Source organism: Rhizobium sp. B230/85, assembly GCF_019355735.1.
Taxonomy (GTDB): Bacteria; Pseudomonadota; Alphaproteobacteria; order Rhizobiales; family Rhizobiaceae; genus Rhizobium; species Rhizobium rhododendri.
On sequence record NZ_CP072156.1, the window covers coordinates 591,312 to 617,772 of the forward strand.

Here is a 26,461-nt window from a genome sequence, read left to right on the forward strand (position 1 = left end):
TTCGCGATTCCAGACAAGAGCCGTCGGTCACGACCTTATCGTGCAGCGGGCGCAGAAGGAATTTGTAGCGGAATTAAATTTTGTCCACGTGGACGGGCAAAACAGCAGTGCTCGCAGCAGTTTAAGGCGTGACAACCGCCGGTGCGACCGGCTCATTGGCAAACCCGGCTGAATCGAGTGCGCGGCGGACCAGTCCCGATCGCTTGGCTTTCTCCATGAACTCGCTGACAATCGAGAGAGCCATGGGTTTCTCGCGGCCGACAGCAATGGCGATGCCCGTTGACTGGAAGCCGCCATCGAGAATGCGCGCGCCGGGGAGCAGCGGCAGCAGCGTTTGGAAGGCATCCCGCGACAACGCCAAAGCATCGGCATTTCCCGATCGCAGGCGTTCGACGGCCTCCGCAATCGTCGAAACGGCAACGGGCGCCGTATGACAAAGGGTCCGCGCCGCACTGCGAATGGTCGTCGTATTGGCAATGCCGACGACCCGCACTCGGTCGTGGTCGACGCCGGTCAAATCGACGATGCCTGAGGCATGGCTGACGAGATAGGTGCTTTCCAGGATGTAATAGGCCGGCCCGAAAGCGACGCGCCTGCTTCGCTCATCATCAACCGGCATGAAGCTAACGTCGATCCTGCCGGTTTCGAGGGCTTGCGTACAATCACCGGAGTTTGCAAATCCGGTGATCTCCAACGGGCTGTGCATTTGCCGGGCGAGTTCGGTGACGAGATCCACCGTAACACCCTTATATATTCGGCTAGCCTCGTCGAGTGTCACGAACAGTGCCGATGGCGCAGGTGCTGCTACGACGCCGGCCCTGAGGGTGCCGGTGGGAAGAAGTTCGCGCCTTCCGGCATCGTCGGCGCTGCCGTATGTTCTCGAGCCTTCCAAAATCTAGGACCTGATGACGCGCGATGGCGCTTGCCGGTCTTCCAGCGCCGCCTGCGCCGCCGCGTCTATCACAGCAAATTTTTCGGCCTGATAATTCCAGTATTCTGCCACGAAACTGCGCGACAGCCAGAAGCTGCTCTTGCCGGGCGCCCCGGCCCAGCCGACGCTTCCCATGCCGGCGGCCTGTTTCAGAAGGCGTTTGAGGTGCGCATTTGAAATCATGAACTGCTGGTGGATATCGCGCATGGAAATAGGGCCGATCAGGATCTGGTCCGTATCTCCCTCCATCGTCTGTATACGGGAGATCAGGTAATCCATCACCACGCCACCGGAGTTGACCCAGTTGAAGAGCGCGAAACTCGGTCCGGGATTGCGGACCGCATCGCTGTTGATGATTTGCCTGGCAATCATCGGCTGCATGACCGCAATTGCGTCCGGATTGGCCATCATCTGTTCGATCCGCGAGCCACCGTCGAGACTATCGAGGATGAAGAGGTGCGTCTGCAGCCATCGGCCGAGATAGTCGACAGCGGTTGGTGTTGGCTCCAGCAGTCGTGTCCGCCGGTCTGCGCGGTCGGGAACAGCGGCCAGAAATCGGTAGGCCAGCATCTCCTGGAGAAAGGCGACGGCGGTGTTGCGACTGGCAATCTGATGCTTCAGCACGAGATCGACATAACGCGCCGCATAGAGGCCCGATCCGGGCTCGTCACGGTATCCGTAATGAAGCGCGAAACCCGCATGGGCAAGAAGCCAGCGTTGCTGCGCAGCGAAAATAGAAGCAATGCGTGGATTTTCACGATAGATTGCAATAAGCTCGGCGGCACAGCGAAGGATTGCGGTCAGAAAATGCTGGTTAGCGCTAAGGTCTTTGGCTTTAAACGTCATGAATTTTGCCTAAGTAATAAAGTGCCGGTGCGCCGCAACCGGATGCGTTTGCCTATCGTCTCGTTGGTCCCCTGAGCTCCGACTGAACAAAGAGCTTCGAGATTCTCAGTTTATTTTTATCGTCTCGCATCCAAAAGCCTATCGATGCGTTTTAATTCTATTACAAGGAGAACGTTATGATAAATGCTTCGACAATAAAAGAACACGCAGAAGTTATTGGCGCCGATGGCGTCCACGTCGGCACCGTCGACCATGTCGTCGGCAGCCGCATCAAGCTGACCAAGAAGGACAGCGGTGAAGGTTCGCACAAAGGCCATCACCACTTCATCGACCTGAGCCTCGTTGCCGAAGTCGAAGGCGAACGCGTGCGCCTGTCGGCAAACGCCGATGTCGCTGTGACATTCGAGGAAGAAGAAGGCGGCCAGCAGGCCTGATCCTTCACAGCTTCACAATCGGAGCCCCGCTAAATGCGGGGCTTTTTTGTGAGTTATAAACTCTAGCGCCAGATCAGCAGCCGAGCGCGATGCCGTCCTTGCGATGGTCGGAACCACCGAGCAATATGCCCCGCTCATAGTCGATGAGGATTGCTTGGGCGCCGCCGATCGGCTCGTCGGCCCACTCCGTGACGTGCCCTCGTCGATCGAGATCGGCCTTGACCTCTGGCGAAATGGTCGGCTCTAGCGACAGGGTGCCACCGAAATAAAAGCTGCGCGGCTGGTCGCTGGCCTGCTGCGGATCGAGATCTCGGTCGAGGATTTGGCTCAGCAGATGCGCGTGCCCGCAGGCCTGATATTGGCCGCCCATTACGCCGAAACTCATGCGCGGCCGTCCGCTTTCCATCAGCATGCCCGGAATAATGGTATGGAAAGGTAATTTGTTCGGACCGATTGCATTCGAGTGGCCCTCCGTCAGCACGAAACCAGCACCGCGATTTTGCAGCAATACGCCGCTGCGCGGGGCGTAGATGCCGCTGCCGAAGGGGAAGAAGACAGAGTTTATCAGCGAAACCGCATTGCCGTCGCGGTCGACCACCGAGACGTAGACGGTATCCTTGTGGGTCGGCCCTTCCCACGTGGAGGCAGCAGACGCACGATCGAGACTGATCTCGCGGCGCATGGCATCCACAGAACGATCCGACAGCAGTTCGTCGATATCGAATGTCAGGTGGTCGGGGTCGCTGATCAGTTGATCGCGGCGGGCATAGCCGGCCTTCGTTGCTTCGGCGAGCAGATGGATGCGGTCGGCCTCCGTCAGCTTCGGGTCGCGCAGGTCGAAGCCGTCGAGGATGCGGGTAATCAGCAGCGCTGCCAATCCCTGGCCGTTAGGCGGGCATTCCAGCAGGTCGAGCCCCCGGTATCGGCCCGAGATTGGCTTGGTCTCGAAGGCCTTGTAGTTCGCGAAATCGCTTTCTTCATGCAGTCCGCCAAGCGATTGCAGCAGCGTGGCGATCTCCTCAGCGACAGCATCCCGGTAAAACCCGTCGCGACCGCTCTTGGCTATCGCACGAAGGGTTGCTCCGAGTGCGGGATTGGTCATCCGCTCACCGGTTCGCGGCGCCCGGCCATTGCGCAGGAAGTAAGCGGCTGAGTCTGGAAATTTGGCAACGCGATCTGCGTAGCGCGTCCAGTCCAGTTCGACCCGGGGCGTGATGACATAGCCGCCTTCTGCTGCCGCGATAGCCGGCGCCAGCACGCGATCTAACCCGAAGGCTCCGTACCGCTCGATCAACTGGCACCAGGCATCGACCGCGCCCGGAATGGTTACCGCATGCGGGCTGTCGTCGGGAATGCTTGTCAGGCCCTTCTCGAGCAGGTGGCCAAGGTTTGCCTTCTGCGGCGAGCGGCCGGATCCATTGAGGGCAACAGGCGTTCCGCCGGCAGGGCAATACAGCGCGAAGCAATCGCCGCCGATGCCCGTCATCAGCGGATCGATGACCGATTGCAGTGCGACAGCGGCAACCGCGGCATCGACGGCACTGCCGCCAGCACGCAGGATATCGACGGCAGCAAGGCTTGCCTGCGGGTGCGATGTCGCCGCCATGCCACGGTCCGAAATTGCCACCGAACGGCCTGGCTTGAAGAAATCACGGGATTGCATGCTGTTTTCCTTATGCTTTACGGCAGTTTGCTGAAAATCATCGGCTATTGATGCGCGACAAGGGCGGCGCGATCAAGCCCCGCCGCTTCCCAGCCGTGTCAGCAGCATCGCCCAGGCGGTCAGCCCGATGCGGAAGTTTGCAAGCCGGAAGAACTCGTTCGGGGCATGATAATCCTCATCCGATGTCGAGAACGAGAAGAAGATCGCTTCCCGGTCCAGATGCTTGCGGAACGAGGCGCCAATCGGGATCGTGGCGCCCATCGCAACGCGCAGGGGCTTCTGGCCCAGCAGTTCCTCGAGCACGCCCTCGGCCACCGCCAGTGCGGGCAATTCGGGATCGACGAAGAATGCTTCGCTCCCGGGCCCGTGCCGGTGAATGTCGAGGATAAAGCCCGGCGGTAGCCGCGCCTGCAGATGCCGCGATACCGCCGAGAGGACGTGGTCCGGCTTCTGCCCGGCAATCAGCCGGCAGGTGATCTTGGCGCTCGCCGATGCGGGAATGACGGTTTTCGTGCCCTGGCCCTGGTACCCTCCGGAAATTCCGTTGAATTCCAGCGTCGGCTCTAGCCACTGGCGGATCAGCAGATCCCGGCCGTCGGCGATCGGCGCCTGTCCCTGAACCCCGATGTCGCGATAATATCCGCCGGCGTCGAAGTCTGCTGCTTCGATGGCGGCGATAATCGTCGGATCAGCCGGCGTGGTGCCGTCGAGAAAGCCGTCGACGGACACTCGCCCGTCATCCCCGTGCAGCGACGCAAGCAGGATGGCGAGCGCCCGGATCGGATTGGGAGCGCTGCCTCCGTGCCGGCCGGAATGTAGATCCTTCGAGGCGCCGGTGACGGAGATATCCATGGCCACCAGACCACGACTGGCAACGGTCATCGACGGCCGGTCGGGCCGCCACATCGCACCATCGGCCGAAATGACCAGATCGCAATCGAGCCTGTCGCGGTAAGTCTGCAACGTCGCTTCGAAATTCGGACTGCCTGACTCCTCCTCGCCCTCGATCAGCACCTTGAGATTGACCGGCAGGCGGCCCGCAGTCTTCATGAAAGCTTCGGCGACAAGGATGGGGATCAGCAGAGGCCCCTTGTCGTCGGAGACGCCCCGCGCATAGAGCCGCCCGTCTCGTTCGCTCGGCTCGAAGGGCGGTGTCTGCCACTTTTCCAGCGGATCCGGCGGCTGCACGTCGTAATGGCCATAGACCAGGAATGTCGGGAGCGAGGGATCGCTGATCAGTTCTCCGTAGACTGCCGGATGGCCGCCGGTTTCGAGCAGTTCGACGGCAGCAAAGCCGGCCTGCGTCATGCGTCCGGCAACGAACCGGGCCGCCTCGGCGATACCATAGGCATAGGCCGGATCGGTGCTGACGCTCGGGATACGGCAGAAGGCCTTGAGGTCTTCCAGCGCCTCAGCAAAATGCGCGTCGAGGTAGCTCTCCATTTCGCTCATTTGCCACCATCCACGCTGATGACCTGTCCGCTAATCCAGTTGGCAAAATCCGAAGCGAAAAACATGACCATCGCGGCGATGTCATCCGGCACGCCGAGCCGTTTGAGGGCGATGTTCTGCAGGAGCTTGGCTTGCCCCTCGTCGCCCATCGCATCCCATTGTCGTTCCGTCGTCGGATTGGAGCGCACGAAGCCGGGCGCCACATTGTTGACGGTGATACCCCACGCTCCGAGCTCGTGGGCAAGCTGTCGCGTCAGGCCGATCTGGCCGGCCTTGGCGCTGGCATAGGCCTGGATACCGGTCAGCGATATGCCGAGGCCAGCACCACTGGAGATGTTGACGATCCGGCCGTAGTTCTGCCTCTTCATGCCGGGCGCCACGGCCTGTGCCATGAAGAAGGCGCCGGAGAGGTTCACGTCGAAGATCGATTGCCAGTCCTGTTCGGAAATCTCCTCGATCGGCCGTCCAGTCTGGCCACGCACGCCGCCGGCGTTGTTGACGAGGATATCCACCGTCGCACCGTCTGTTTCGATGGCGGCGATCAGCCGCTGGCAAGCACTGCGGTCGCCGACATCGAGCCGGTGGGTCCTGACGGCGTCGCTGAGCGCAGCCGTGTCCGCAAGCCCGGCTTCGTTGACATCGCATGCGTGGACGATGGCTCCCCGGCTGGCGAAGGCCAAGGCGATCGCCCGGCCAAAGCCATGGGCGGCACCCGTGACGACAACGGTCTTTCCGGCAAAGTCGATATTCACGCCACGCTCTCCAGTTCGTCGAGATTTCTCAGCGAAAGAGGACGCTTGCCATCCTCGATCTCGTGGATCATTTCCACCAGCCGCGTGGCGATCGGGGTCGGGACGCCGAGCGAGCGACCGACATCGACCACCGGCTGGACCTGTGCGTCCACCTCGGTCTTGCGCTTGCGCACCGCCAGGTCCCGCCAGATGCCGGAGTGGGACTTCAGCGAGGTGCGGTTATGCGCAACCATCTCGTCGAACGACCGCTCGGTGTCGGCAGCGGTTGCCGTCGGCGAGAAGGCGGCGGGATCGAAGCCATTGAAAGCCTCTGGCTTGATGTTGTTGGCGCTGGCGACACGGCCGACTTCCAGCGCCAGCTTGGTCAGCACGGGCCGGTAGCGCGGATTGGCCAGCACATCGACGATGCTGTCGTCAGTCAGCGCCGTGCCGAACAGCAGCGCGCCGTAGACCAGCTTGCCCCACAGGAAGCCCCAGATATTGTCGGTAAGGATAGCCTTGGAATCGAATTCGTGCAGCAGACGGTGGATTGTTTCGATTCGCTCTGTCGTCTTGCCATCGAGTTCCCCGACCACGACCGCGCCGCGCCCGCTGTAGTGCACCACGCTCGGCGACAGATAATCGGCACCGAAATTGACGAAGCAGCCGATCACCCGCTGGATGCCGACGACCGGCGCGATGACCTGTTCGTTGAGGCCGTTCTGTGCCGAAACGACGTAACCGTCGGAGGCGAGATGATCCACAAGCGCATGGCTCGCCGCCTCGGTGTGGTGGGCCTTGACGCAAAGATAGATGCGCTCGTAGACGCCCTCCAGTTGCTCCGGGAGGTAGGCCTTTGCCTTGACGGTATCCTCAAAAATCGGCCCTTCGATCGTCAAGCCCCTGTCGTTTATGGCGGACACATGGTCTGCGGCATTGTCGACGAAAATGACCTCATGGCCGGCGCGGATGAAAGCGGCGCCCAAGGTTCCCCCGATGGCGCCGGCGCCCCAGATGACAATAGGCGTGCTCATGCCCAGCCTCCTTCGAGAAGCTCACGTGTTTCCGTCACCGCCACATCCCAGATCGCCTGCATTTCCTCATCCGGCCGCTCGTAGTAGCCGCCGAAGTTGCCGTCGCCGAGCAGGGCTTTGACACCTGCGGGGTTCATCGCTCGCATGTGGGCGAGATCGACCATCGGCTTCTGTTGGGTCGATTGGACGACGCCCGGCAGGCGCGTCCAGGGAAAATTCTCCATCCACGACGCATGCGAGGCGACGGTGTCGATCTCCTGCACCTTGGCAAAGGTCTTGGGTGCGTTCCACCAGTTGTGGAACTTGACCGATGTGTCGGGATTGTCGGCCATCCATTCGACCGCCAGGCTGCCTGCCGGCTGGTTGCCGCCATGGCCGTTGACGATGAGGATGCGCCGAAAACCCTGCAAGCGCAGTCCATCGAGGATATCGCGGACGATGCGGATGTAGGTCTCCTGGCGCAGGCTGATCGTACCGGGATAGGCCAGAAAATAAGGTGTAATGCCGTAGGCAAGCACCGGAAACACCGGAATACCCAGCGGCTCGGCCGCATCGAGGGCAGTTTTCTCGGCCAGGATCGAGTCGACCGACAGCGACAGATGAGCATGCTGCTCGGTGCTGCCAAGCGGCAGGATCGCCCGGTCGTCGGTCTTCAGGTAGGCCTCGATCTGCTGCCAGTTGGTGTCGGAGATCTTCATGGTTATTCCTCTTTAGCTCTGAACGATCGGCGCCGGTGCGATGACGGGGGCTGGCGGGACTTCTGTCGGCGGCTGCGCGACGCCTGCGGTACGGATGATGGGCACGATGACCCGCTCGATATCAGCGGTATCGGGTGCATGGCGGTATTCGATTGCCTGTATGCCGCCCGGCGCGCGGCCGACGACACCCTCGGCACCAGAGGCGTAGATCACAACGCTGGAACGGCCAAGGAGCTCATCGAGCCCCGTCGTTTCCAGTGTCGCCGCAGCGATTTCTCCGACATGGGGCGCAAAGCGCTGCACGCCGCTCTTCATGATCGGCAGGAAATCGGGAAAACGGGAGACCACGGCAACCGATGCCAGCGAATCCAGCGCGGCGAGGGAGAGGCGCGTCTCCTCTGATGGCGTGAAGCTGATCGAAACCACCTTGGTGTTCGGCAAGAGGCCTGCGACTTCCCGATGTCGGTTGGCAAAGGTGATGGCGAGATCGGCAGAATTGGCGCGTGCCTTGGCACCCGTCTCCCGCTCGATGGCAGAAATGGTGAGCGGCTCGACAGTCACGCCGCGCCCCAGCCGCGCTGCGATGAAACGTGCATAGCTCGCCGTCGCCTCCGGAAAAAGCCCGACCATGACGATGCGCATCCGAGGGCCGATACTGTCTCGGTAGAAGATGCGCGAACTGATCATCGACACGAGTTCCGTCGCCCTGATGCCCAGCGAGTGGCTTTCGTCGATCAGCTGTTCGATCTGGCGATGCAGGTTGGCTGTGTCGTTGCGGCCTGCAAGACGCGACTGGCGGCTTTCAGTGACAAAGGTGCCCGAGCCCGGTCGCGCGTCGATCAGACCGGCGACCTTCAGGTCGGCGTACACCTGGCTCACCGTCATCGGCGCAACGCCGATTTTCTCTGCAAGCTCGCGCACGGACGGCAAGGTCTCTCCAGGCGTCAGCTCGCCACAGGCAATGCCATATTCGATAAGGCCGTGGAGTTGCGTCCTCAGCGGGACGGGCAACTCGCGATCGATGAAGAACTCCATGTCAAGGCACAATCTGGCTGTTATAGTGAACTATGACGATTATCCTGCTCCGGCGAAATTGCTGTGTCAACCGGCTGCTTTGCAATAGTTGAACCCTATAAGAAAGCGATTGACTCCGCAGAAAACGCATGAAATCGTTATACCCTATAAGAACACTTCATGCGTTTATCAGAGCAAGGGGAATTCAATGAAAACGATCGCCAAGGCGGCCCTCGCCGCCGGACTTCTTCTGGGCACCAGCTTGTCGGCCCATGCCGTCGAGCGCGGCGGCACCCTGAACTATGGCCGTTATGCCGACAGCCTTTTCCTGGAACCCGTGCTCAACGACGCCAATGTCGATATCTGGGTCCTGTCCAATCTCTATGACACGCTGCTGTTGCCGACCGACGACGGCAAGGGCGTTCAGGCCGGTCTTGCGTCCACCTGGAAGCTTGCCGATGACGGCCTCAGCGTCACACTGACGCTGCGCGACGGGATCAAGTTTTCCGATGGCACGCCGATCACCCCCCAGGACGTGGCCTGGTCGCTGAAGCGCGCCGCCAAGCCTGACAATGGCGAGTGGACCTTCATCGTCGGCTCCATCGGCGACGTGACGACGGAGGGCGACAAGACAGTTGTCATCAAGCTGAAGAACACCGATCCGGCGATCCTGACGGCGCTGACCGTCTTCAACACAGGCATCATGCCGCAAAAGGCATTCGAAGCCGCTGCCGGCACGACTGAGGCAGAAAAGGCGAAGGCCTTTGCCGAGCATCCGATCGGTTCCGGCCCGTTCATGCTGAAGTCCTGGGATCGCGGCTCGACCATGAAGCTGGTGCGAAACCCTTATTACTGGGGCATGGGCGAAGACGGTAAGCCGCTGCCTTATCTCGACGGCATCAACTTCGAAGTCATCCCGGACGATGCGACCCGCATCCTCAAGCTCAGCTCCGGCGAACTTGATGGCGCCGAGTTCATTCCCTATTCGCGTGTTGACGAGCTGAAGTCCGCCGGCAACCTGAACATGGAACTCTACCCTTCGACCCGCGTCGAGTACATCACGCTGAACACGCGGCCGCAGTTGAATGGTAAAGACAACCCGTTGTCGAACGCCAAGGTGCGCGAGGCAATGAACTATGCCGCCAACAAGGAAGCGATCATCCAGATCGTTACCCACGGCGTCGGCAAGCCGATGACTTCCTACATGTCATCAGCGACGCCGCTGCACACCGGCGACAAGCCGCTGTTCCCCTACGACATCGACAAGGCCAAGAGCCTGATGAAGGAAGCCGGCTTCGAAAGCGGCTTCTCGACGAGCCTGCTGGTTCTGGCCGGTAACCAGGATGAAATCGGCATCGCCACGGCCCTGCAGCAGATGTGGGCGCAGATCGGCATCAAGCTCGAGCTGCAGCAGGTCGACAATGCCAGCCGCACGGCGCAGTACCGGGCCGGCACGTTCGCCATGCGTGAATCCGCCTGGACCGACGATATCGCCGATCCGAACGAGATCACCTCCTACTTCGTCTACTCTCCGAATATTGGCGCGCTGCACACCGGCTGGAAGAGCGAAGAGGCCGACAAGCTGTTCGAGACTTCGCAGAAGGAAATCGACGTGACCAAGCGTGCGGCCGACTATGCCCGCATCCAGGCGATCTACAATGCCGAAGGTCCGATTGTGCCGCTCTACGAGACGCCTTATCCGGTGGCGCTCAGCAAGAAGGTCCATGGCTTCCTGCAGATCCCGCTGGGCAACAACATCTTCACCAAGACCTGGCTCGATAAGTGAGATTGCGATTGTCGCAGACTGCCCCGGCAGTCTGCGACATCCCTGATGTCACCTGGAATACGAGGGCGGCTCTTTGCCACTGTTCAGTTATATAGTCCGTCGCATTCTACAGATGATCCCGACCGTCGTGTTCATTCTGATCGTGACCTTCGTGTTGATCCGCCTCTTGCCCGGTGATCCCGCCAGCGCCATGCTCGGCGACCGCGCCCGGGATGCCGATGTCCTGCGCATCAATGCCAGCCTCGGCCTCGACAAGCCGGTTGTCGTTCAATTTTTCTACTTCGTCCGCCGCGTTTTCACAGGTGACCTCGGTGACTCCATCACGTTGAAGACGCCGGTGGTCGACCTGATCGCGCAGCGAATGCCCGTCACGCTGATGCTGATCGGCATGGCTGCGGTCATCGCACTGCTGCTCGCCGTACCGCTTGCCTTCGTCGCCGCCCTTCGCCGCGAGAAGACCGCCGATACCGTCATCCGCGGCACCTTCCAGGTCGGCCTCTCCATGCCGGTCTTCTATATCGGCATTCTGCTGCTGACGCTGTTTGCCGCAAATCTCAAATGGTTTCCGGTCGGCGGCTATGGCGACACGCTCAGTAGCAAGCTCTATCATCTTTTCCTGCCTGCCCTGACGCTGGCCCTGAGCTTCGCCGCCGTGCTGATGCGCAACCTGCGCACGGCGATCATCGGCGTCATCAATGCCGAGTATGTCGATTTTGCCCGCTCCAAGGGTCTAAGATCGCGCGTCATCCTCATCCGTCACGTGCTGCGCAACGCGCTGATCTCGACAATCACACTGTTCGGCCTGCAGATCGGCTCGCTGCTTGGCGGCGGCGTCATCACCGAGACGGTGTTTGCGGTTCCGGGTGCGGGACGCCTGATGATCGACAGCATCTACGGCCGCGATTATCCGGTGCTGCAAGGCCTCACCATCGCGCTCGCCGTGCTGGTGTCGCTGACCTTCCTGGTGACCGATATCGTCCAGGCCTGGCTCGATCCGAGGGTGGCCCAATGAGTGCCGTCACCGATGCCCCGCGCGCAAAGTGGCGATTGAAACCCCGCGCATGGCCGAAGACGCTGGTTTTTGGCGGCCTGATCCTGCTGATCAGCCTGCTTCTCGCATTCTTCCCATCGTGGTTCGCGCCCTACGATCCCATTGCATTCGACTACAACGCGCTGCTGAAAGGCCCGAGCTGGGCTAATCCCTTCGGCACCGACAGTTTCGGCCGCGATGTGCTGTCGCGCGTTATCCATGCCTATACGATCGACATGCAGATCGCCGTCTTTGCTACCACCGGCCCCTTCATCTTCGGGACCCTAGTCGGCGCCTTCGTAGGCTATGCCGGCGGGATAACCGAGATCATCTTCGGACGCATCGTCGATGCCGTCCTGACATTTCCGTTTCTGGTTCTGGTCATTGCCGTGGTTTCTGTCCTGGGGCCGGGGCTCGGCAACATGTATGTGGCGATCGGCGTCGTTGGCTGGGTGTTCTATGCCCGCATCGTCGCTGCCGAGGTCAAGGTTCAGAAGCGGCTGGATTACGCCGATGCCGGCCGGGTCATGGGCTACACGCCGACGCGCATCGTCTTCCGCCACCTGCTGCCGAACGCCATCACGCCGGCCATCGTCTACTGGATGACAGACATGGCGCTCGCCATCCTGCTCGGCTCCAGCCTCGGATATCTCGGTCTTGGTGCGCAGCCGCCGGCCTCCGAATGGGGCGTGCAGATCGCCGATGGCAAGAACTACATGACGACGGCCTGGTGGATCTCTGTTTTCCCGGGTGTTTCCATCGTCCTGACCGGCCTGGGATTCAGCCTCGCAGGCGATGGCGTCGCCGAACTTTTGAGGATACGCCGATGATGCCGGCAAGCGACAACAGCGGCCTGGTCGTCCGTGGACTGACCACCACATTCGACACCGCGCGTGGCACGGCAATCGCGGCAGCCGATGTCGATTTCGATGTCGCTCCCGGCGAGGTCGTCGGTCTGGTCGGCGAATCCGGCTCAGGAAAGAGCGTGACGCTCCGCTCCGTCATGCGGCTGATCCGTGAGCCGGGCAAGGTGACGGGACGCGTCGAATGGGGCGGTCGCGACCTGATGGCTATGTCCGACGAAGATCTGCGACGGGTTCGCGGCAGCGAAATTGCCATGATTTTCCAGGAGCCAATGACCGCGCTCAATCCGGTGCTGCCGGTCGGCCTGCAGATCGAGGAGAACCTGAGCGCTCATACCGGCCTCGACCGCCGCGCGCGGCGTGCCCGGGCGCTGGAGTTGATGACCATCGTCGGCATCCCAGACGCCGAACGGCGGCTGAACGAATATCCCCATCAATTCTCCGGCGGCATGCGCCAGCGAGCGATGATTGCTATTGCGCTCGCCTGTTCGCCGAAGCTGCTCCTGGCCGATGAGCCGACGACGGCGCTTGATGTGACGATCCAGGACCAGATCCTGAAACTGCTTCTCGACCTGCGCGACCGGCTCGCCATGAGCGTCGTGCTGGTTACCCACGACCTCGGCGTCGTGGCAGCCACTTGTGACCGGATGGCTGTCATGTATGCCGGACGGATCGTCGAAACCGGCACCGTTGTGGATGTGTTTGCCCAGCCGCGCCATCCCTATACCCGCGGCCTCCTCGGCTCCGTCCCACGCGGCCGTGCGGTGCGCACCATGCTGTCTTCCATCGATGGTACGCCGCCGAGCCTCACGGACCTGCCCGACGGCTGTGCCTTTCATCCACGCTGCAGCTTCGCCACGGAACAATGTCGACGCGAGCGTCCGCCTTTGGCACCGGTCGCGCCCGGCAGAATGGCCGCCTGCTTCCACCATGACCGGGTCGCAGCCTCGGAGGCCATCCTATGAACACGGCTAGGCCGATCATATCCATCGATGGCGTCACCAAGCGCTTTGCAGGCCCCCATTCGCTCGCGCGTCGACTGGCGGGCAAGCCGGCGCTTGCGGTTCATGCTCTCAGCGATGTGAACCTCGAGGTCAACAGCGGCGAGACGCTGGGGATCGTCGGCGAATCCGGCTGCGGAAAGTCGACGCTGGCGCGCTGCATGGTGCGCCTGCTCGATCCGGACGGCGGCGCTATCCGCTTCGAGGGCAAGGATATTGCTGACCTGAAACCGTCGGAACGGCGTGGTTTTAACCGCCGCGTCCAGATGATCTTTCAGGATCCCTACAGCTCCCTCAACCCGCGCATGACCGTCGCCCAGATCATCGGCGAGGCGCTCGGGGTTCACAAGATGCGGCCGAAGGCTGACATACCGGGTCGTATTGCCGAATTGCTCGAACTTGTGCGTCTACCGCAAGACGCCGCCGGGCGTTATCCGCACGAATTCTCCGGCGGACAACGCCAGCGCATCGGCATTGCCCGCGCGCTCGCGGTCGAGCCCGAGGTCATCGTTGCCGACGAGCTGGTCTCGGCTCTCGACGTCTCCGTCCAGGCGCAGGTGGTCAACCTCTTGCTGCAACTGCAGGAACAGCTGCAGCTCACCGTGGTTTTCGTGGCCCACGACCTGAGGCTTGTGCGTCACATCTCGCATCGCGTCGCCGTCATGTACCTCGGTCAGGTCATGGAGGTGAGCCCGTCTGAGGCGCTGTTCACCTCGCCTCGCCACCCCTATTCCAAGGCCTTGCTGGATGCGGCGCCCGAGCTAGACCCGACCCGCCGTACGCGTACGGCTGCCACCCGTGGCGAACTGCCGAGCCCGATGAACCTGCCTGTCGGCTGCCCCTTTGCCGGCCGCTGTCCCCATGTCTTCGAGCGCTGCCTCGTCGAGCGACCCGTGCTGACGCCTCGCGGCAACGGCCAGTATGCCGCCTGCCACCTGACCGGGTTCGGGGCTCCCCAAACGCTATCCAACGCCTAGAGGCATTCCCATGAGCTTTGCTGTCTTCGAGACCGAAATTGCCAGGATCAACGATATCCTCTGCGCCGTGAACCTGCTCACCTGGGATTCCCGCACGATGATGCCGGCCGGTGGCGTGGAAGCGCGCGGCCGGCAGATCGCCACGCTGGTTGGACTTGCGCGCGATATGGCGACAGGCGACGGTCTGCAGCGCGCCATCGAGACGGCGCGCGCGGAGCTGAGAGGTGCCTCATCCGATGACTTGCGACTCGTCGCTGTCGAGCAGGCGGCAGCCTCTATCGCCAAGCTGTCGCGCATTCCGGCAAAGCTCGTGGCTGCCTCGACGACCCTGAAGACGCAGGCCCAGGCGGCCTGGGTCAAGGCCCGTGCCGCCAACGATTTTGCAGGCTTCGCGCCCGTCCTCGAGCGCACCATGGAAATGCAACGAGAGATCGCCGGCGCCCTTGGCTACGAGGAGCATCCGTATGACGCTCTCGTCGATACCTACGAGCCCGGCATGCGCTGGTCGAAGCTGCAGACGCTTTACGGCCAGCTTCAGCAATCGCTGATACCGCTGCTGGCACAGGCGAAAGAGGCGCGGGTGCGCAGCGAAATCCTGGATAGATCCTATCCTGTCGAGACGCAGCGCCAGTTTTCGAGCATGATGGCTACGCGGCTCGGCTACGATTTCGGTCGCGGCCGGCTTGATGACGCCGTGCATCCGTTCGAAATATCCTTCACCCGCTCCGATGTCCGCATCACCGGCCGTTTCCGCGAAACCTGGCTGCCGGGCGGCCTGTTTGCGGTCTGGCACGAGGGAGGCCACGGTCTCTACGAGCAGGGCATCTCGGAGCAGTTTTCGCGCTCGACCTTCACCACGGATTTCGTCAATCTCTACGCTGTCGGCGGCGCCAGCTTCGGCATGCACGAATCCCAGTCTCGACTGCTGGAAAACCGTGTCGGCCGCTCACGCCGGTTCTGGGACCTGCATTTCCATGAACTCAAGGCCGTTTTCCCTGAGCAGCTGTCGGATGTCTCGGTCGATGATTTCTGGCGTGTGATCAATGCCGCCCGCCCGAGCCTCATCCGCGTCGAGGCCGACGAACTGACCTACGATTTCCACATTATGCTGCGCTCGGAAATTGAGGCAGGCCTGATTGCCAGCGAGACAAGGGTCGCCGATCTGCCGGAAATCTGGCGCGACAAGGTAAAGTCCTATCTCGGTCTCGATGTCTCCACGGATACGCTCGGCGTGCTGCAGGACGTGCACTGGTCATCCGGAATGGTCGGCTCCTTCCCGACCTACACAGTTGGCAACATCATGTCTTCGCAGCTGTTTTCCACGGCGCGGAAGGAGGCTGCCGTAGAAAAAGGCCTGGAAAGCGGTGACTACATGCCGCTGAAATCCTGGCTCCAGCACAATGTCCATCAACACGGGCGCTCGAAGAGCCCGGGCGATATCCTGGTGGCGGCCACCGGCTCGGACCTGTCGGCAGATGCCTATATTGCAGACCTGACCGCCAAGGTCGCCGACCTCACGGCCTGATCATCCAGAGGGGCGCCACGCATCAGGCGCTTTTCGCCAGTTCTTTGTCGAGCATGGAGAGCAGGCGCGGATCGTCCGGCGTGACATCCGGCGCAAAGCGCGCAACGACGCTACCATGCCGGCCGATCAGGAATTTCTCGAAATTCCAGAGGACGTCGCTGGCAGCGCCCGTGTCGACGCCGTAGCCCTTCAGCCTTTCGCGCATCGGGCCATCGCCGGTAGTCGGCACGGGGGAGGCTGTCAGCATTTTGTAGAGCGGGTGCTTGGCCGCACCCTTGACTGAGATCTTGGAGAAAACCGGGAATTGCACGTCGTAGGTCGATTGGCAGAAGGTCATGATCTCGGCGTCCGAACCCGGCTCCTGCTCCTTGAAATCATTGGCAGGAAAGGCCGCAATGGTAAATCCACGGTCGCGCTTCGCCTCATATAGTTTTTCCAGCGCTTCGTATTGGACGGTCAGGCCACATTTCGAAGCGACGTTGACGACCAGCAAGACCTGTCCGCGGTAGTCGTTCAGTGTTGCAGCACGGCCATCGGCTCGCTTGAGCGGGATATCGAACAGGGTTTCGGGCACTGGTCTCTCCATAAAGGATTCGTTCCGTCTTGCCCGCGATATGAGGGCGGCGACGGGGCGCTGTCAATCGCGGGCATCGATGTCCAAGAGGTCCCGCGACCTGTCGTCGGAAGCTGAAAATATGAAGTCTCCCTTGCTTTTGTCCGGCTTGCGATCTTGACTTCGAGACCAGGAAATATTCAATGCCCTACACGTTCTGGCAGGCCTGTTGACGAGGAGATTCGCCTGCCTATCCTCCTATTAAACTACCGAAAAATCCATTGTGAACGCGATGCCGTAGACAGGCTGACCGCCTTGTTCATCCGGACGTATGCGTGAGAAAGGAATGTCGATGAGCGACTTCGTCGATCCATCGAAACGGCCGCTGGTTGTCGGCGCCATCGTGCTTGCGACTTTCATGGTGGCGATCGAAGCGACCATCGTCGCCACCGCGATGCCGCGCATCGTCGGCGAGTTGGGCGGCTTCACCTACTACAGCTGGGTATTTTCGGCCTTCCTGCTCGCCCAGTCCACGACAACGATGATCTATGGCAAGCTGTCGGATATTTTTGGCCGCAAGCCGATCCTGATCGTTGGTATCCTGATCTTCCTCCTTGGCTCCGCGCTTGCCGGTTTCGCCTGGTCGATGACTTCGCTGATCGTCTTCCGGCTTGTCCAGGGTATCGGTGCCGGCGCCATCCAGCCCGTGACCACGACAGTTGTCGGCGATCTCTACAAGCTCGAGGAGCGTGCCAAGGTCCAGGGCGTGCTTGCCAGCGTCTGGGCGATCTCGGCTGTGGTCGGACCTCTTGCCGGTGGGCTCATCGTCGATCATCTCTCCTGGGCTTGGATCTTCTGGATTAACCTGCCGCTCGGCGTGCTGACAATTGCCGGGTTCGTGCTTTTCCTGAAGGAGAAGATCGAGCCTCGCGTGGTCCACATCGATTATCTCGGCACGGTGCTGTTTTCTGTTTCCATCGTTTCGTTGCTGTTTATCCTGACGGAAACCGATGCCAGCGCCGCCGTCCTCGGCGGCTTCGGCCTGCTGTTCCTTGTCTCTGGCGTGCTGTTCCTGCTCCAGGAGGGACGGGCGCCTGAGCCGTTGATTTCGATCGCCCTGTGGAGCCGGCGACTGATCGCCACCAGCAATGCCGCGACGCTGCTGGCCGGCATGGCGTTGATCGGGCTCACGACGGTGCTGCCGATATACGTCCAGGGTGTGCTCGGCCGCTCTTCACTTGAGGCAGGTTTCACGCTGACGATGCTGATCGTCGGCTGGCCCCTGGCGGTGGTGATGTCGCCAAAACTGTTTCGCGCTTTCGGTATCCGCCGCACCTTGAGAGTCGGCAGCCTGCTGTTTCCGTTCGGGGCGATATTCCTGCTGTTCCTGACCCCCGAAAGCACCCCCATACCCGCCGGTGTCGGCGCTTTTTTCATGGGCTTCGGAATGGGATTGATCAGCCTCACCAGCATCGTTCTGGTGCAGGACAGCGTCGACTGGTCGGAGCGCGGCAGTGCAACGGCCTCGATCCTGTTTTCACGCAGCCTCGGCAATACGCTTGGCGCCACCGCGCTAGGTTCGATTCTCAATCTCGGCATTGCCCACTTCGGCAGCGGAGCGCTGGCCGAGAAGCTTCATGACGTCTTGAACCAGCCAACCGGCCTCTCCGATCTTTCCTCCAATCCTGCCATCAGGGCCGTTTTCAATTCGGCGCTGCACTGGAGTTTCTGGGGGGTCTTCGTGGTCGCTGCTTTGACATTTCTAACCACCTGGCTCATTCCGGTCAGCCATCGCGCCGGTGGCGCAGCGGCGAAGGTCGATGCGAAGGAAGCGATGTCACACTGATCGGCAAAGCCGGCCCGGAGTTGTTGAATGGCAGACGTATCGACGCGGCAAAAGACCGATCTCGCAGAAGCACCGAAAGCACGGTCGCTGCTGCTTGCACTGCTGGTCGCCGGCGCGTTCTTCATGGAAAACCTCGATGGCACGGTGATCGCCACTGCCCTGCCGCAGATGGCCACGTCCTTTGGCGTACGGCCCGTCGATCTCAATATCGGCATGAGCGCCTACCTGTTGACGCTCGGCATCTTCATTCCCATCAGCGGCTGGATCAGCGACCGATTTGGCGCGCGGCTGGTGTTCTCATCCGCCGTGGTCGTCTTCACGCTGGCATCCGTTCTCTGCGGATTTGCGGAGGGCATCGGGACCTTCGTTGCCATGCGGATCCTGCAAGGTATCGGCGGTGCGATGATGGTGCCGGTGGGCCGGTTGCTCGTGCTCAATAACACGCCGAAAGAAAAGCTGATTTCGGCCATCGCGACGATTACCTGGCCTGCGCTGGTGGCCCCCGTGCTCGGCCCGCCGCTTGGCGGGTTCCTCACCGATCATGCCAGCTGGCGCTGGATCTTCTTCCTCAATCTGCCGCTCGGCATCCTTGCCTTCGTCTTTGCCTTGATTCTGATCCCCAAGGGGCAGCATCAGGAGAAGCGGCCCTTCGACTGGACCGGCTTCGTCGCCAGCGGTTTTGGCCTGGCGTCTGTGATGTATGGTCTGGAACTGATTGGACGCGCAGAGCCGGAATGGCTGTCTGCAGGCACTTATCTGGCGGTAGGACTCATTCTGCTGACCGTGGCAATTGTCCATTTCCGTCGGAGCGCCCATCCGCTGATCGATTTTTCAGGCCTGAGCAAACCGACATTTGCGGTCGCGTTGTGGGGCGGTTCTTTGTTTCGCATGGCCATCGGCGCGGTTCCGTTTCTGCTGCCGCTGATGTTCCAGGTCGGGTTCGGGCTTGGCGCCTTCGAGGCGGGGATGATGACACTTGCGGTCTTTGCCGGCAATCTCCTGATAAAGCCCGCAACGACGCCGATCCTGCGACAATACGGCTTCCGCCGTGTGCTGCTGGTCAACGGTGTGCTCAATGCGCTCTTCATCGCCGCCTGCGCGCTGTTCTCGCCGACATCGTCGTTGGTGTTTATCATCCCCGTCCTGTTTATCGGCGGGATGTGCCGCTCGATGCATTTCTCGGCTCTCAATACTATCGCCTTCGCAGATATTCCCAAGCCGCAGATGACTGGCGCCAACACGCTGTTCAGCACCGCCTTCCAGCTGACGATGGGCATGGGCATTGCACTCGGTGCCATCGGTATTCGCATCGGTCAGGTCCTGGCACCTCCGCTGGGTCTGGCCCTGCCGGCCATCGAGTTTCGCCTTGCCTTCGTCCTGCTTGGTCTCGTGGCGCTATCGGCCACCGTCGACTGCTGGCGTCTCGCTCCTGATGCCGGGGCAAATGTTTCCAGGAAACCGGCGCCGGGCAAGTGACGATCGATCTTGCACTGTCTTTGCGGGGCATAGGCAGATAATCGGATGATAATTGCTGCGCCGTCGCTCGGAACAAGCCTGCGGCAAGCTTGCGGGCGATAGGGTCCGCCACCGATCAGTTCACGCCGAAATCTCTGGACGCATGATGAAAAGCCACCACCGTCTGCTCGCCATCTTGAGCGTTGCCATCTCCTTGTCCGCCTGCGTAGATCATATCGGCAAACCCCTCCTGCTGCCGGTCGGTACCCCGGCGCAGTTTCCCGGGGTGGTGCATGTCATGTGCGTTGGCGATGCCGACGCTGCCTACGACCGGCAGAAGGAAGAATTTGCCTACCGCGCCCGCATGAATGGCCCAGGAGTGTTGCCAAGCGAGGTGCCGGCCCAGGAAAGCCAGGCAGAGGCTGCGGCACGCATGAAATATATGTCCTGCGTCTCGAGCCAGGGATACCGCGCCGTCTTTAACTGACGCCTGTGGCTGGAGGCACGCTCAGGTTCACGAGAGTGGATTTGCCGGAAAGCGCATGGTGAATGCGGTTCCGTTCGCATTCTCATAGGAAAAAGTACCATTGATCTGGGCAACGAAACCAGTGATCAGCCGGCTGCCCATGCCCTTGTGCGTCAGTTCCGGATCGATGCCGGGCCCATCGTCACGCACTGTCAGAACTGCCATACCGTCGCTTTCGCTTTCCAGTTCCACAACGAGATGCCCGTCGGAGCGGCCGATAAAGGCGTATTTGAAGGCGTTTGAGACCACCTCGTTGATGATCATGCCGATAGGGAGAGCCTGGTCACGGTCCACGGAAATTGAGGTAAGCCGTGTTTCGATCGTGACCGCCGCGTCGTAGGAGGCGGCGATCTCCCCGACCAGTCGCTCCGTATAGGGGGCGACATCGACACGGTCGAACTGGTCCGTCTGGTAGATCTGTTCGTGAACCGCAATCATGGCTGCGATCCGCCGTTCCATATCGCCGCGCGCCTCCTTGGAGATAGGCTGAAGGCGGATCAGCGCCGATACGGCCTGCAGGTTGTTCTTCACGCGATGATGAATTTCCCGGAACAGAAACTGGTTGCGCTCCAGCAGCCGCTCGAGAACGGCGTTGCGTTCGGCGAAGGCATTCAGCAAGGCGACAATCCAGATGGCGCTCGCGATGATCATCAGGATGATCGGCAGCCCGAATATGAGTTGCGTGTCGAGGCCTGACCAGAACATCTGCAACGTCTGCGCGGTATCTATACCCGCAGTGGCGATCAGCGGCCATCCATCCACATGCCAATAACCGACGATCCGCGCCACGCCATCCACCGGCGAGGCGTCGCTGCGATAATAGCCTTGCGGACTTTTCGGGAGGTGGACCATGAAAAGCGGAGTCTGGCTGAAATCCATCGGCTTGTCGAAGGTCGGGTGGCGCGCCACCAGCCATCCGTCGGAGCGGATCACGCCGACGCTCGATTTCGGTCCGAGTTCCATGGAGTTCCAGAACTCGTCAAGCTTCTCGGTCGGAATGGCAATGCTCGCCACGCCGTGGAACTGCCCGTTGCGCTCGATGCGTCTTGCAATGATGAAAACCTGCTTCCCACTCAGCCGCTCCTGCAACTGCTCGGAAATGACGACTTCCCGACCGGCCTTCAACTGCTGGAAATAGTCGCGGTCGGCCACCGTGATGCCCGTTGCCTGCCTTACGCTCGAAAGACGCAGCGCGCCGTTTTGATCGTAGACGGAATATTGAAATCCGGAGGGCAGATCACCAACCGCCTGCGAGATGTCGGAAATCGTATTGGCGTTGGACTCGATCGGTTGCTCGTCGAGCTTTGCATCGATGCGCCTCAGCGCCTGGTCGCTGGCTTCAATCATCCATTGCAGATGAGCGGCAACCACGTGGGCAGAGGATTGCGCCCGAGCTTCGCCGGCCGCTATCGTGGCCTTGTAGTTTTGCCAGATCATGAGGCCGGAGAGGCTCAGGACGGCAACAAGAAACAGGCTGACGAGCACTACGGCCGACTTTGACGTCAACCGAGCTATCCGTCGCTCAGGACCATCCACTCCGCGAAATCTCCCCGTGCAAATCGCTTGCTGGAACGTTCTAACACGCGACGTCACAGGGCTGGAAGAGCAAGTTAAGTTGAAACATGTTTGAAGTTCTGGCCGCCTTTGCCAACCTGGCGATGACGCCACGCCTTGGCAGACGCCAAGGTTAGAAAGCGGAAAATCGACCGGCGGCGGGCACCTCTTCGAAGCGCGAATGCGGCGAAGGATATCATGACGATGTACCAGCAAAGGATAATGGCAAACAGATCGAAATGCTCGTTGAGGGCGATTGCAATGCCCGCGAAGCCGACGAACCCGCAGGCGAGGAAACCGATACCAATGAACGGGAGGTTTGACAAAGTCATAATGAGCACTCCTCAAGACTGTAATAATGCAACGCTTGCATCCTGAGGTAGTTCGATGTGGTCTGCTTTCTTGGTAAGTAAAGAGTAAACAGGCGAGCATCCAAAGCTGCGTCTTTGGTTGTCAAGTTGCCACCAGAGAAGGGCCAATTTTGGATACTGGCCCTTTCTGAATCAGCGGATTCCGTGGGGCAACCTAGTTCCTCAGATACGCTTCGAGGCTGTCGTCCATGGCCTCGATCCAGGGCGTGTGGTGCTTCGGGGCCATATTTCCGGTCATCAGCGAGCGATAGCCGTTGTCACGGAAGCCCATGATGCTTTCTGCCTTGTGATGCTCCCATTCCATGAAAGTCCGGTTGACGCCCTCGATATCGAAATCGGGGTAATCTGTGGCGGCAAGCAGCTCCTTGACGTAGTCGCCCTGGAACCAGATCATCTGCTCGGCGTCCTCGAGCCCTTCCTCGCGGGCACGCCATGTGTCGAAATGCGCTTTCATCCCGTCTGCGTCCGGCAATGCGATGCGGCCGAGGATAACGTCGCGAGCGTACCAAGCCTGCGCGTCGAACATGTTGAACGTGTAGAACTGGTCCTGCATGCCTATGTAAAAGAGTTGCGGGTTCTTCTCATAGACGATGCCGTTGTAGAGATCGTCGGCCCACAGGCGGTTTGCAGTCTTCAGGCGCAGGCTGTCGGGCAGGAACGGAAAATGGTGAAGGTAGCCGGTGCATAGGATCAGCGCGTCGACTTCCTTCGTGGTGCCGTCCTTGAAATGTGCTGTCTTGCCGTCCAGCCTCTGTAGCAGCGGCCTCTCTTCGAAACGCTCCGGCCACGCAAAGCCGATGGGCTTGCTGCGATAGCTGACGGTGACCGATTTGGCGCCATATTTCCAGCACTGCGAGCCGATGTCCTCGGCCGAATAGCTGCGACCGACGATGAGGATATCCTTGTCCTTGAACTCCAGCGCATCGCGAAAGTCATGGGCGTGCATGACACGACCACCGAAGCTGGCGACGCCCTCGAAATAGGGGACGTTAGGCGTCGAGAAATGGCCCGACGCCACCACGACATAGTCGAAGACCTCGTCATACATCCGGTCGTTGACGCGGTCATGGGCTGTCACCGTGAATTTTTTACTCGCCTCGTCGAAGGTCACCATCCGCACGGGCGTGCTGAAACGCACCCAGTCGCGGACACCGGCCTTCTCGACGCGACCCTTGATATAGTCCCAGAGCACGGCGCGCGGCGGGTATGAGGCGATAGGCTTGCCGAAGTGTTCCTCGAAGGAATAATCGGCAAACTCCAGGCATTCCTTCGGGCCGTTCGACCATAGATAGCGGTACATGCTGCCGTGCACCGGTTCGCCATATTCGTCGAGCCCGGTGCGCCAGGTGTAATTCCACAAGCCGCCCCAATCCGCTTGCTTCTCGAAGCAGACGACTTCGGGGATTTCTGCGCCTTTCGCTGCGGCCGACTGGAACGCTCTCAGTTGCGCCAGTCCCGATGGTCCGGCGCCGATCACGGCAACTCTCGTCATGTCAGTTCCCTCGTTTTTATTGATCTGCTTGGTATGATCGGCCGGTCAGTCCGGAAAAATGCCGGGGCTGGTCGGCGCTCCGTCATCGTAGGTGCTGAGCCAGTCGATCATGATCGGGCGATTGCGCGTCAGACCCTTGTAGTCGATGATCTCGGGCGGCAGGCTCGCCAGCACACGCGGCAGGCGGCGTGCCCATTTAGGCACGGTGACCAGTTCATCGAGGCTGATGAGATAGCAGCGAATCACGAACAGGATTGCGTTGGAGCGGGGCAGGCGCCAGAGGCTCTGCAGCTCGACGCGAAGATGCATTTTCCAGCCGACGTTTTCCGGCGTGACCGTCAGGCGGTCAGGCCCCCATTTGTGGTAATTCTCCGGGCTGGTGTCGAGGCGCGGGTTGACCGTCATCGTCCAGTTCAGCCGCCGCGTCGGCTTGCCCTGCTGCAGGTTCAGGAGGAACTTCAGCGCCCGCTCGAAGACGCCGATCTGGTGGGCCAGCGGCACCGGGCCATGCCATTCCATGAAGTTCATGCCGATGTCGAAATCGAGCGACCAGTCGGCCTGCGTCGTGACCATGCCGGCATCCATCCAGAGATTGCCGTCGCGCTGATCGACAATGCAGAAATCGCCCTGCGCCTGGCGGGTGATATATTCCATCGGCTGATAGGGGAGGGTCGAGGCATCGCCGAAGGTGAAGCTGTCATCGATGCCGAGCGGCCGATTTATCCAGCGCCACTTGTCACCGTCTTTGGTGAGGGAGAAATGCTCCGGATAATCGGAGGCCTGGTGCTCCATGATCAGTTCCAGCGTATCCCACTGGGCCGTCATCATATGCGGCAGTGCCTGGCACCGCAGCGGATCCTCCTTCAGCACCAGCGCCCGGTCATGCATCTCGGCGACGTAATGTTCGTCGACGTCGATCAGGTTTTCAAAGACGCTATTGGCCGGCCCTCGCACGTGCGGTTCCATGTTGACCGCGTACATGTAGGCGTCCCGGTCGAAGGGAAATGGAAATCGGCGAATGTTTTCCGGGCTGTTGCGAAAGGTGAAATCGTCCCGGAATGTTTCCTGCCTGAACTTGATGGTCATCCGTCCGATCCTTCCTCGAGGCTAAAGTTGAAGCAACAGTTGCTGGCCCTTGAAGCGCGACACGCAGATCATGATTTTCCGCCCCTCGGCCTTTTCCGCGTCCGAGAGGTAGACGTCGTTGTGCTCGAGTTCGCCATCGCTGGAGAGGACGACGGTTTCGCACTGCCCGCAGGCCCCGCCGCGGCACATGTAGGGCGCCTCGCAGCCAGCAGCCTCCACCGCCTCGAGGATGCTCTGATGCTCACCGACCGTGATCGCCCGATCCGCCTTCGCCAGCATCACCTGGAACGGCAGGCCGGCAGGAGGTGCAAGAAAGCGTTCCGCATGCAGGTTTTCCTTCGGCCAGCCGGCCTCCAGCGCCGTCAGCAGCACACCGTCGATCATGCCGGAGGGTCCGCAGACATAGAGATGCGTGCCGAGAGGCTGGTTATCGACGATCGTCTCCACCGGAATGAGTCTTTTCTTGTCGTCGAAGTAGAGTTTGACCTTGCGTGGTCCGTAGCGCTCAAGCAGTTGCTGCCAGTAGGCACCGTGTTCGCGGGAGCGCATGGCATAGTGCAGTTCGAAGGCGGCGTCATCGCGCGTAAACTGCTCCATCATCGCCAGAAACGGCGTGATGCCGATGCCGCCGGCAAACAGGATATGCTTGCGGCCGCGATGATCGACGGGAAAGAGGTTGACCGGCTGGCTGATCGTGAGCTGGTCGCCTACACGAAGCCTGTCGTGGAGAAACGCCGAGCCGCCGCGCGAATTGGCTACCCGCAGCACGCTTATTTCATACCCCGATGTATCGTCCGGTGACGACATCAGCGAATAGGGATTGCGCCGCAGCTGCTCGCCGTCGTTCATCGAGACGACGATATGCGAACCGCCCGAAAACACCGGCAAAGGGGCGCCGTCGGGCCGCGCCAGTCGGAAGGTTTTGACCGCTGCCGCCACTTGGGTCACAGCCGTCACTCGGACGGTCATCTCTGTATTGATGCTCACAGGAAAATCTCCTCCGGCTCCGGCGCAGTGCCCGGCTCTTCGGCATCGACGTTGACGCCTTGGAAAGCGCCGAGCCGTCGCGAATAATGGTCGCGAACGAGAAGCTTCAGGCCGCAGTGCGAGCAGACGAAGGGTGTCGTGGTGACGTTGTCGGTCACGCCCTTGCAATGGACGCACTGCACACGCCGGGCCAGCGATCCCCGATGCTCCGTCCTCAGCGAGTTGAAGTCGACGCCGAAATCGAGGGTCACCTGGATCGCCTGGCCGATAAAGCCTTCGGTCCCGGCGATGTAGATCCGCATCCCCATGGTCGCATTGTCGAGGCAGACGCGAAGACGCCCCAGCAGCGGCTGCAGGCCGGCGGCCGTCCAGGTGATATCGGCGCCAAGTGCTGCGAGATCGGCGACGTGGCTCTGGCCAGCCGAGCCACCCGGCAGATAAAGGATTTCGGCCCTCGGTAGAAATGCGCCGCCATCGCTCCCGGCGCGATCGAGAAGAGCCAATGCGCCTTCGCCCTCAAGCACAAAGAGGTGGCGCTTCGCATGGGGGTCGATGTCGAGCCCCTTATATTCCGGTCTGCTCTTGATCCCTGCAACCAGCATCGGG

General features: G+C 60.9%; 25 protein-coding genes. 10 read left to right on the forward strand and 15 right to left on the reverse strand.

All coding sequences use genetic code 11. From position 1 onward, the window contains the following. Positions 1-121: 121 nt before the first annotated feature. Positions 122-892, reverse strand: a complete 771-nt coding sequence (locus J5289_RS02785) for a transporter substrate-binding domain-containing protein (protein WP_209182396.1) — start codon at positions 890-892, stop codon at positions 122-124. A 3-nt stretch (positions 893-895) separates the two neighbouring features. Continuing rightward, positions 896-1,777 (reverse strand): hypothetical protein, encoded by an 882-nt coding sequence (locus tag J5289_RS02790; RefSeq protein WP_209182397.1) that lies wholly within the window; start codon positions 1,775-1,777, stop codon positions 896-898. A 176-nt stretch (positions 1,778-1,953) separates the two neighbouring features. On the opposite strand from J5289_RS02790, the gene J5289_RS02795 reads away from it, so the two are divergent. Beyond that, entirely contained in the window at positions 1,954-2,211 is a 258-nt protein-coding gene (locus J5289_RS02795) for a DUF2171 domain-containing protein (RefSeq protein ID WP_202617168.1), read from the forward strand. Between the two features lie 73 nt (positions 2,212-2,284). Here J5289_RS02795 and ggt read toward each other — a convergent pair whose 3' ends face one another. The 6 genes from ggt to J5289_RS02825 form a co-directional block, all read right to left on the reverse strand. Further along, on the reverse strand, positions 2,285-3,874 hold the full coding sequence (ggt, locus tag J5289_RS02800; RefSeq protein WP_209182398.1) for a gamma-glutamyltransferase: 1,590 nt from the start codon (positions 3,872-3,874) through the stop codon (positions 2,285-2,287). Positions 3,875-3,946: 72 nt separating this feature from the next. Further along, the gene (locus tag J5289_RS02805) at positions 3,947-5,326 is read right to left on the reverse strand and encodes a dipeptidase (protein ID WP_209206847.1); all 1,380 of its coding nucleotides are present in this window, start codon (positions 5,324-5,326) and stop codon (positions 3,947-3,949) included. Further along, a complete protein-coding gene (locus tag J5289_RS02810; protein ID WP_142830128.1) occupies positions 5,323-6,078 on the reverse strand; it encodes an SDR family NAD(P)-dependent oxidoreductase in 756 nt (251 codons plus the stop codon). The genes J5289_RS02805 and J5289_RS02810 overlap by 4 nt, the downstream gene beginning before the upstream one ends. Further along, positions 6,075-7,091 carry a ketopantoate reductase family protein gene (locus tag J5289_RS02815; protein WP_209206845.1) on the reverse strand — a complete coding sequence of 339 codons (1,017 nt, stop codon included), beginning with the start codon at positions 7,089-7,091 and terminating at the stop codon, positions 6,075-6,077. Before J5289_RS02815 ends, J5289_RS02810 begins: the two co-directional genes overlap by 4 nt. Continuing rightward, entirely contained in the window at positions 7,088-7,789 is a 702-nt protein-coding gene (locus J5289_RS02820; RefSeq protein ID WP_209206843.1) for a creatininase family protein, read from the reverse strand. Before J5289_RS02820 ends, J5289_RS02815 begins: the two co-directional genes overlap by 4 nt. 12 nt (positions 7,790-7,801) lie before the next feature. Continuing rightward, positions 7,802-8,824: a GntR family transcriptional regulator gene (locus tag J5289_RS02825; RefSeq protein ID WP_209182402.1), complete on the reverse strand. Its 1,023-nt coding sequence runs from the start codon at positions 8,822-8,824 to the stop codon at positions 7,802-7,804. Between the two features lie 187 nt (positions 8,825-9,011). Between J5289_RS02825 and J5289_RS02830 the strand changes: the two genes are divergently transcribed. The 6 genes from J5289_RS02830 (at position 9,012) to J5289_RS02855 (ending at position 15,985) form a co-directional block, all read left to right on the forward strand. Continuing rightward, complete coding sequence (locus tag J5289_RS02830) at positions 9,012-10,589, forward strand: ABC transporter substrate-binding protein (protein ID WP_209182403.1); 1,578 nt, start codon at positions 9,012-9,014, stop codon at positions 10,587-10,589. Between the two features lie 112 nt (positions 10,590-10,701). Then, positions 10,702-11,601 (forward strand): ABC transporter permease, encoded by a 900-nt coding sequence (locus J5289_RS02835; protein ID WP_247748941.1) that lies wholly within the window; start codon positions 10,702-10,704, stop codon positions 11,599-11,601. Beyond that, complete coding sequence (locus J5289_RS02840; protein WP_209206842.1) at positions 11,598-12,449, forward strand: ABC transporter permease; 852 nt, start codon at positions 11,598-11,600, stop codon at positions 12,447-12,449. Before J5289_RS02835 ends, J5289_RS02840 begins: the two co-directional genes overlap by 4 nt. Beyond that, positions 12,449-13,447 carry an ABC transporter ATP-binding protein gene (locus tag J5289_RS02845; protein ID WP_143123052.1) on the forward strand — a complete coding sequence of 333 codons (999 nt, stop codon included), beginning with the start codon at positions 12,449-12,451 and terminating at the stop codon, positions 13,445-13,447. The genes J5289_RS02840 and J5289_RS02845 overlap by 1 nt, the downstream gene beginning before the upstream one ends. Further along, on the forward strand, positions 13,444-14,460 hold the full coding sequence (locus J5289_RS02850) for an ABC transporter ATP-binding protein (protein ID WP_209182406.1): 1,017 nt from the start codon (positions 13,444-13,446) through the stop codon (positions 14,458-14,460). Before J5289_RS02845 ends, J5289_RS02850 begins: the two co-directional genes overlap by 4 nt. Before the next feature lie 10 nt (positions 14,461-14,470). Beyond that, positions 14,471-15,985 carry a carboxypeptidase M32 gene (locus J5289_RS02855; RefSeq protein ID WP_209187291.1) on the forward strand — a complete coding sequence of 505 codons (1,515 nt, stop codon included), beginning with the start codon at positions 14,471-14,473 and terminating at the stop codon, positions 15,983-15,985. 22 nt (positions 15,986-16,007) lie between these two features. On the opposite strand, the gene J5289_RS02860 is transcribed toward J5289_RS02855, so the two are convergent. Beyond that, positions 16,008-16,571 (reverse strand): glutathione peroxidase, encoded by a 564-nt coding sequence (locus J5289_RS02860; protein WP_209182408.1) that lies wholly within the window; start codon positions 16,569-16,571, stop codon positions 16,008-16,010. A gap of 319 nt (positions 16,572-16,890) precedes the next feature. On the opposite strand from J5289_RS02860, the gene J5289_RS02865 reads away from it, so the two are divergent. The 3 genes from J5289_RS02865 (at position 16,891) to J5289_RS02875 (ending at position 20,326) form a co-directional block, all read left to right on the forward strand. Further along, positions 16,891-18,384 (forward strand): MDR family MFS transporter, encoded by a 1,494-nt coding sequence (locus J5289_RS02865; protein WP_209187292.1) that lies wholly within the window; start codon positions 16,891-16,893, stop codon positions 18,382-18,384. Positions 18,385-18,411: 27 nt separating this feature from the next. Further along, positions 18,412-19,860, forward strand: a complete 1,449-nt coding sequence (locus tag J5289_RS02870) for an MFS transporter (protein ID WP_209187293.1) — start codon at positions 18,412-18,414, stop codon at positions 19,858-19,860. Between the two features lie 142 nt (positions 19,861-20,002). Further along, entirely contained in the window at positions 20,003-20,326 is a 324-nt protein-coding gene (locus tag J5289_RS02875; RefSeq protein ID WP_111216008.1) for a hypothetical protein, read from the forward strand. A gap of 27 nt (positions 20,327-20,353) precedes the next feature. Here J5289_RS02875 and J5289_RS02880 read toward each other — a convergent pair whose 3' ends face one another. From J5289_RS02880 to J5289_RS02905, 6 genes are all read right to left on the reverse strand, one after another. Further along, positions 20,354-21,871, reverse strand: a complete 1,518-nt coding sequence (locus J5289_RS02880; RefSeq protein WP_209182411.1) for a sensor histidine kinase — start codon at positions 21,869-21,871, stop codon at positions 20,354-20,356. A gap of 104 nt (positions 21,872-21,975) precedes the next feature. Further along, a complete protein-coding gene (locus tag J5289_RS02885) occupies positions 21,976-22,251 on the reverse strand; it encodes a hypothetical protein (protein WP_209182412.1) in 276 nt (91 codons plus the stop codon). 193 nt (positions 22,252-22,444) lie between these two features. Continuing rightward, positions 22,445-23,782 (reverse strand): NAD(P)-binding domain-containing protein, encoded by a 1,338-nt coding sequence (locus J5289_RS02890; protein ID WP_209182413.1) that lies wholly within the window; start codon positions 23,780-23,782, stop codon positions 22,445-22,447. Between the two features lie 45 nt (positions 23,783-23,827). Further along, positions 23,828-24,868 (reverse strand): DUF3445 domain-containing protein, encoded by a 1,041-nt coding sequence (locus J5289_RS02895; RefSeq protein ID WP_209182414.1) that lies wholly within the window; start codon positions 24,866-24,868, stop codon positions 23,828-23,830. Between the two features lie 21 nt (positions 24,869-24,889). Continuing rightward, on the reverse strand, positions 24,890-25,855 hold the full coding sequence (locus J5289_RS02900) for a PDR/VanB family oxidoreductase (protein ID WP_209206841.1): 966 nt from the start codon (positions 25,853-25,855) through the stop codon (positions 24,890-24,892). Further along, positions 25,852-26,457 carry a dimethylamine monooxygenase subunit DmmA family protein gene (locus J5289_RS02905; protein ID WP_209182416.1) on the reverse strand — a complete coding sequence of 202 codons (606 nt, stop codon included), beginning with the start codon at positions 26,455-26,457 and terminating at the stop codon, positions 25,852-25,854. The genes J5289_RS02900 and J5289_RS02905 overlap by 4 nt, the downstream gene beginning before the upstream one ends. Positions 26,458-26,461: the final 4 nt, after the last annotated feature.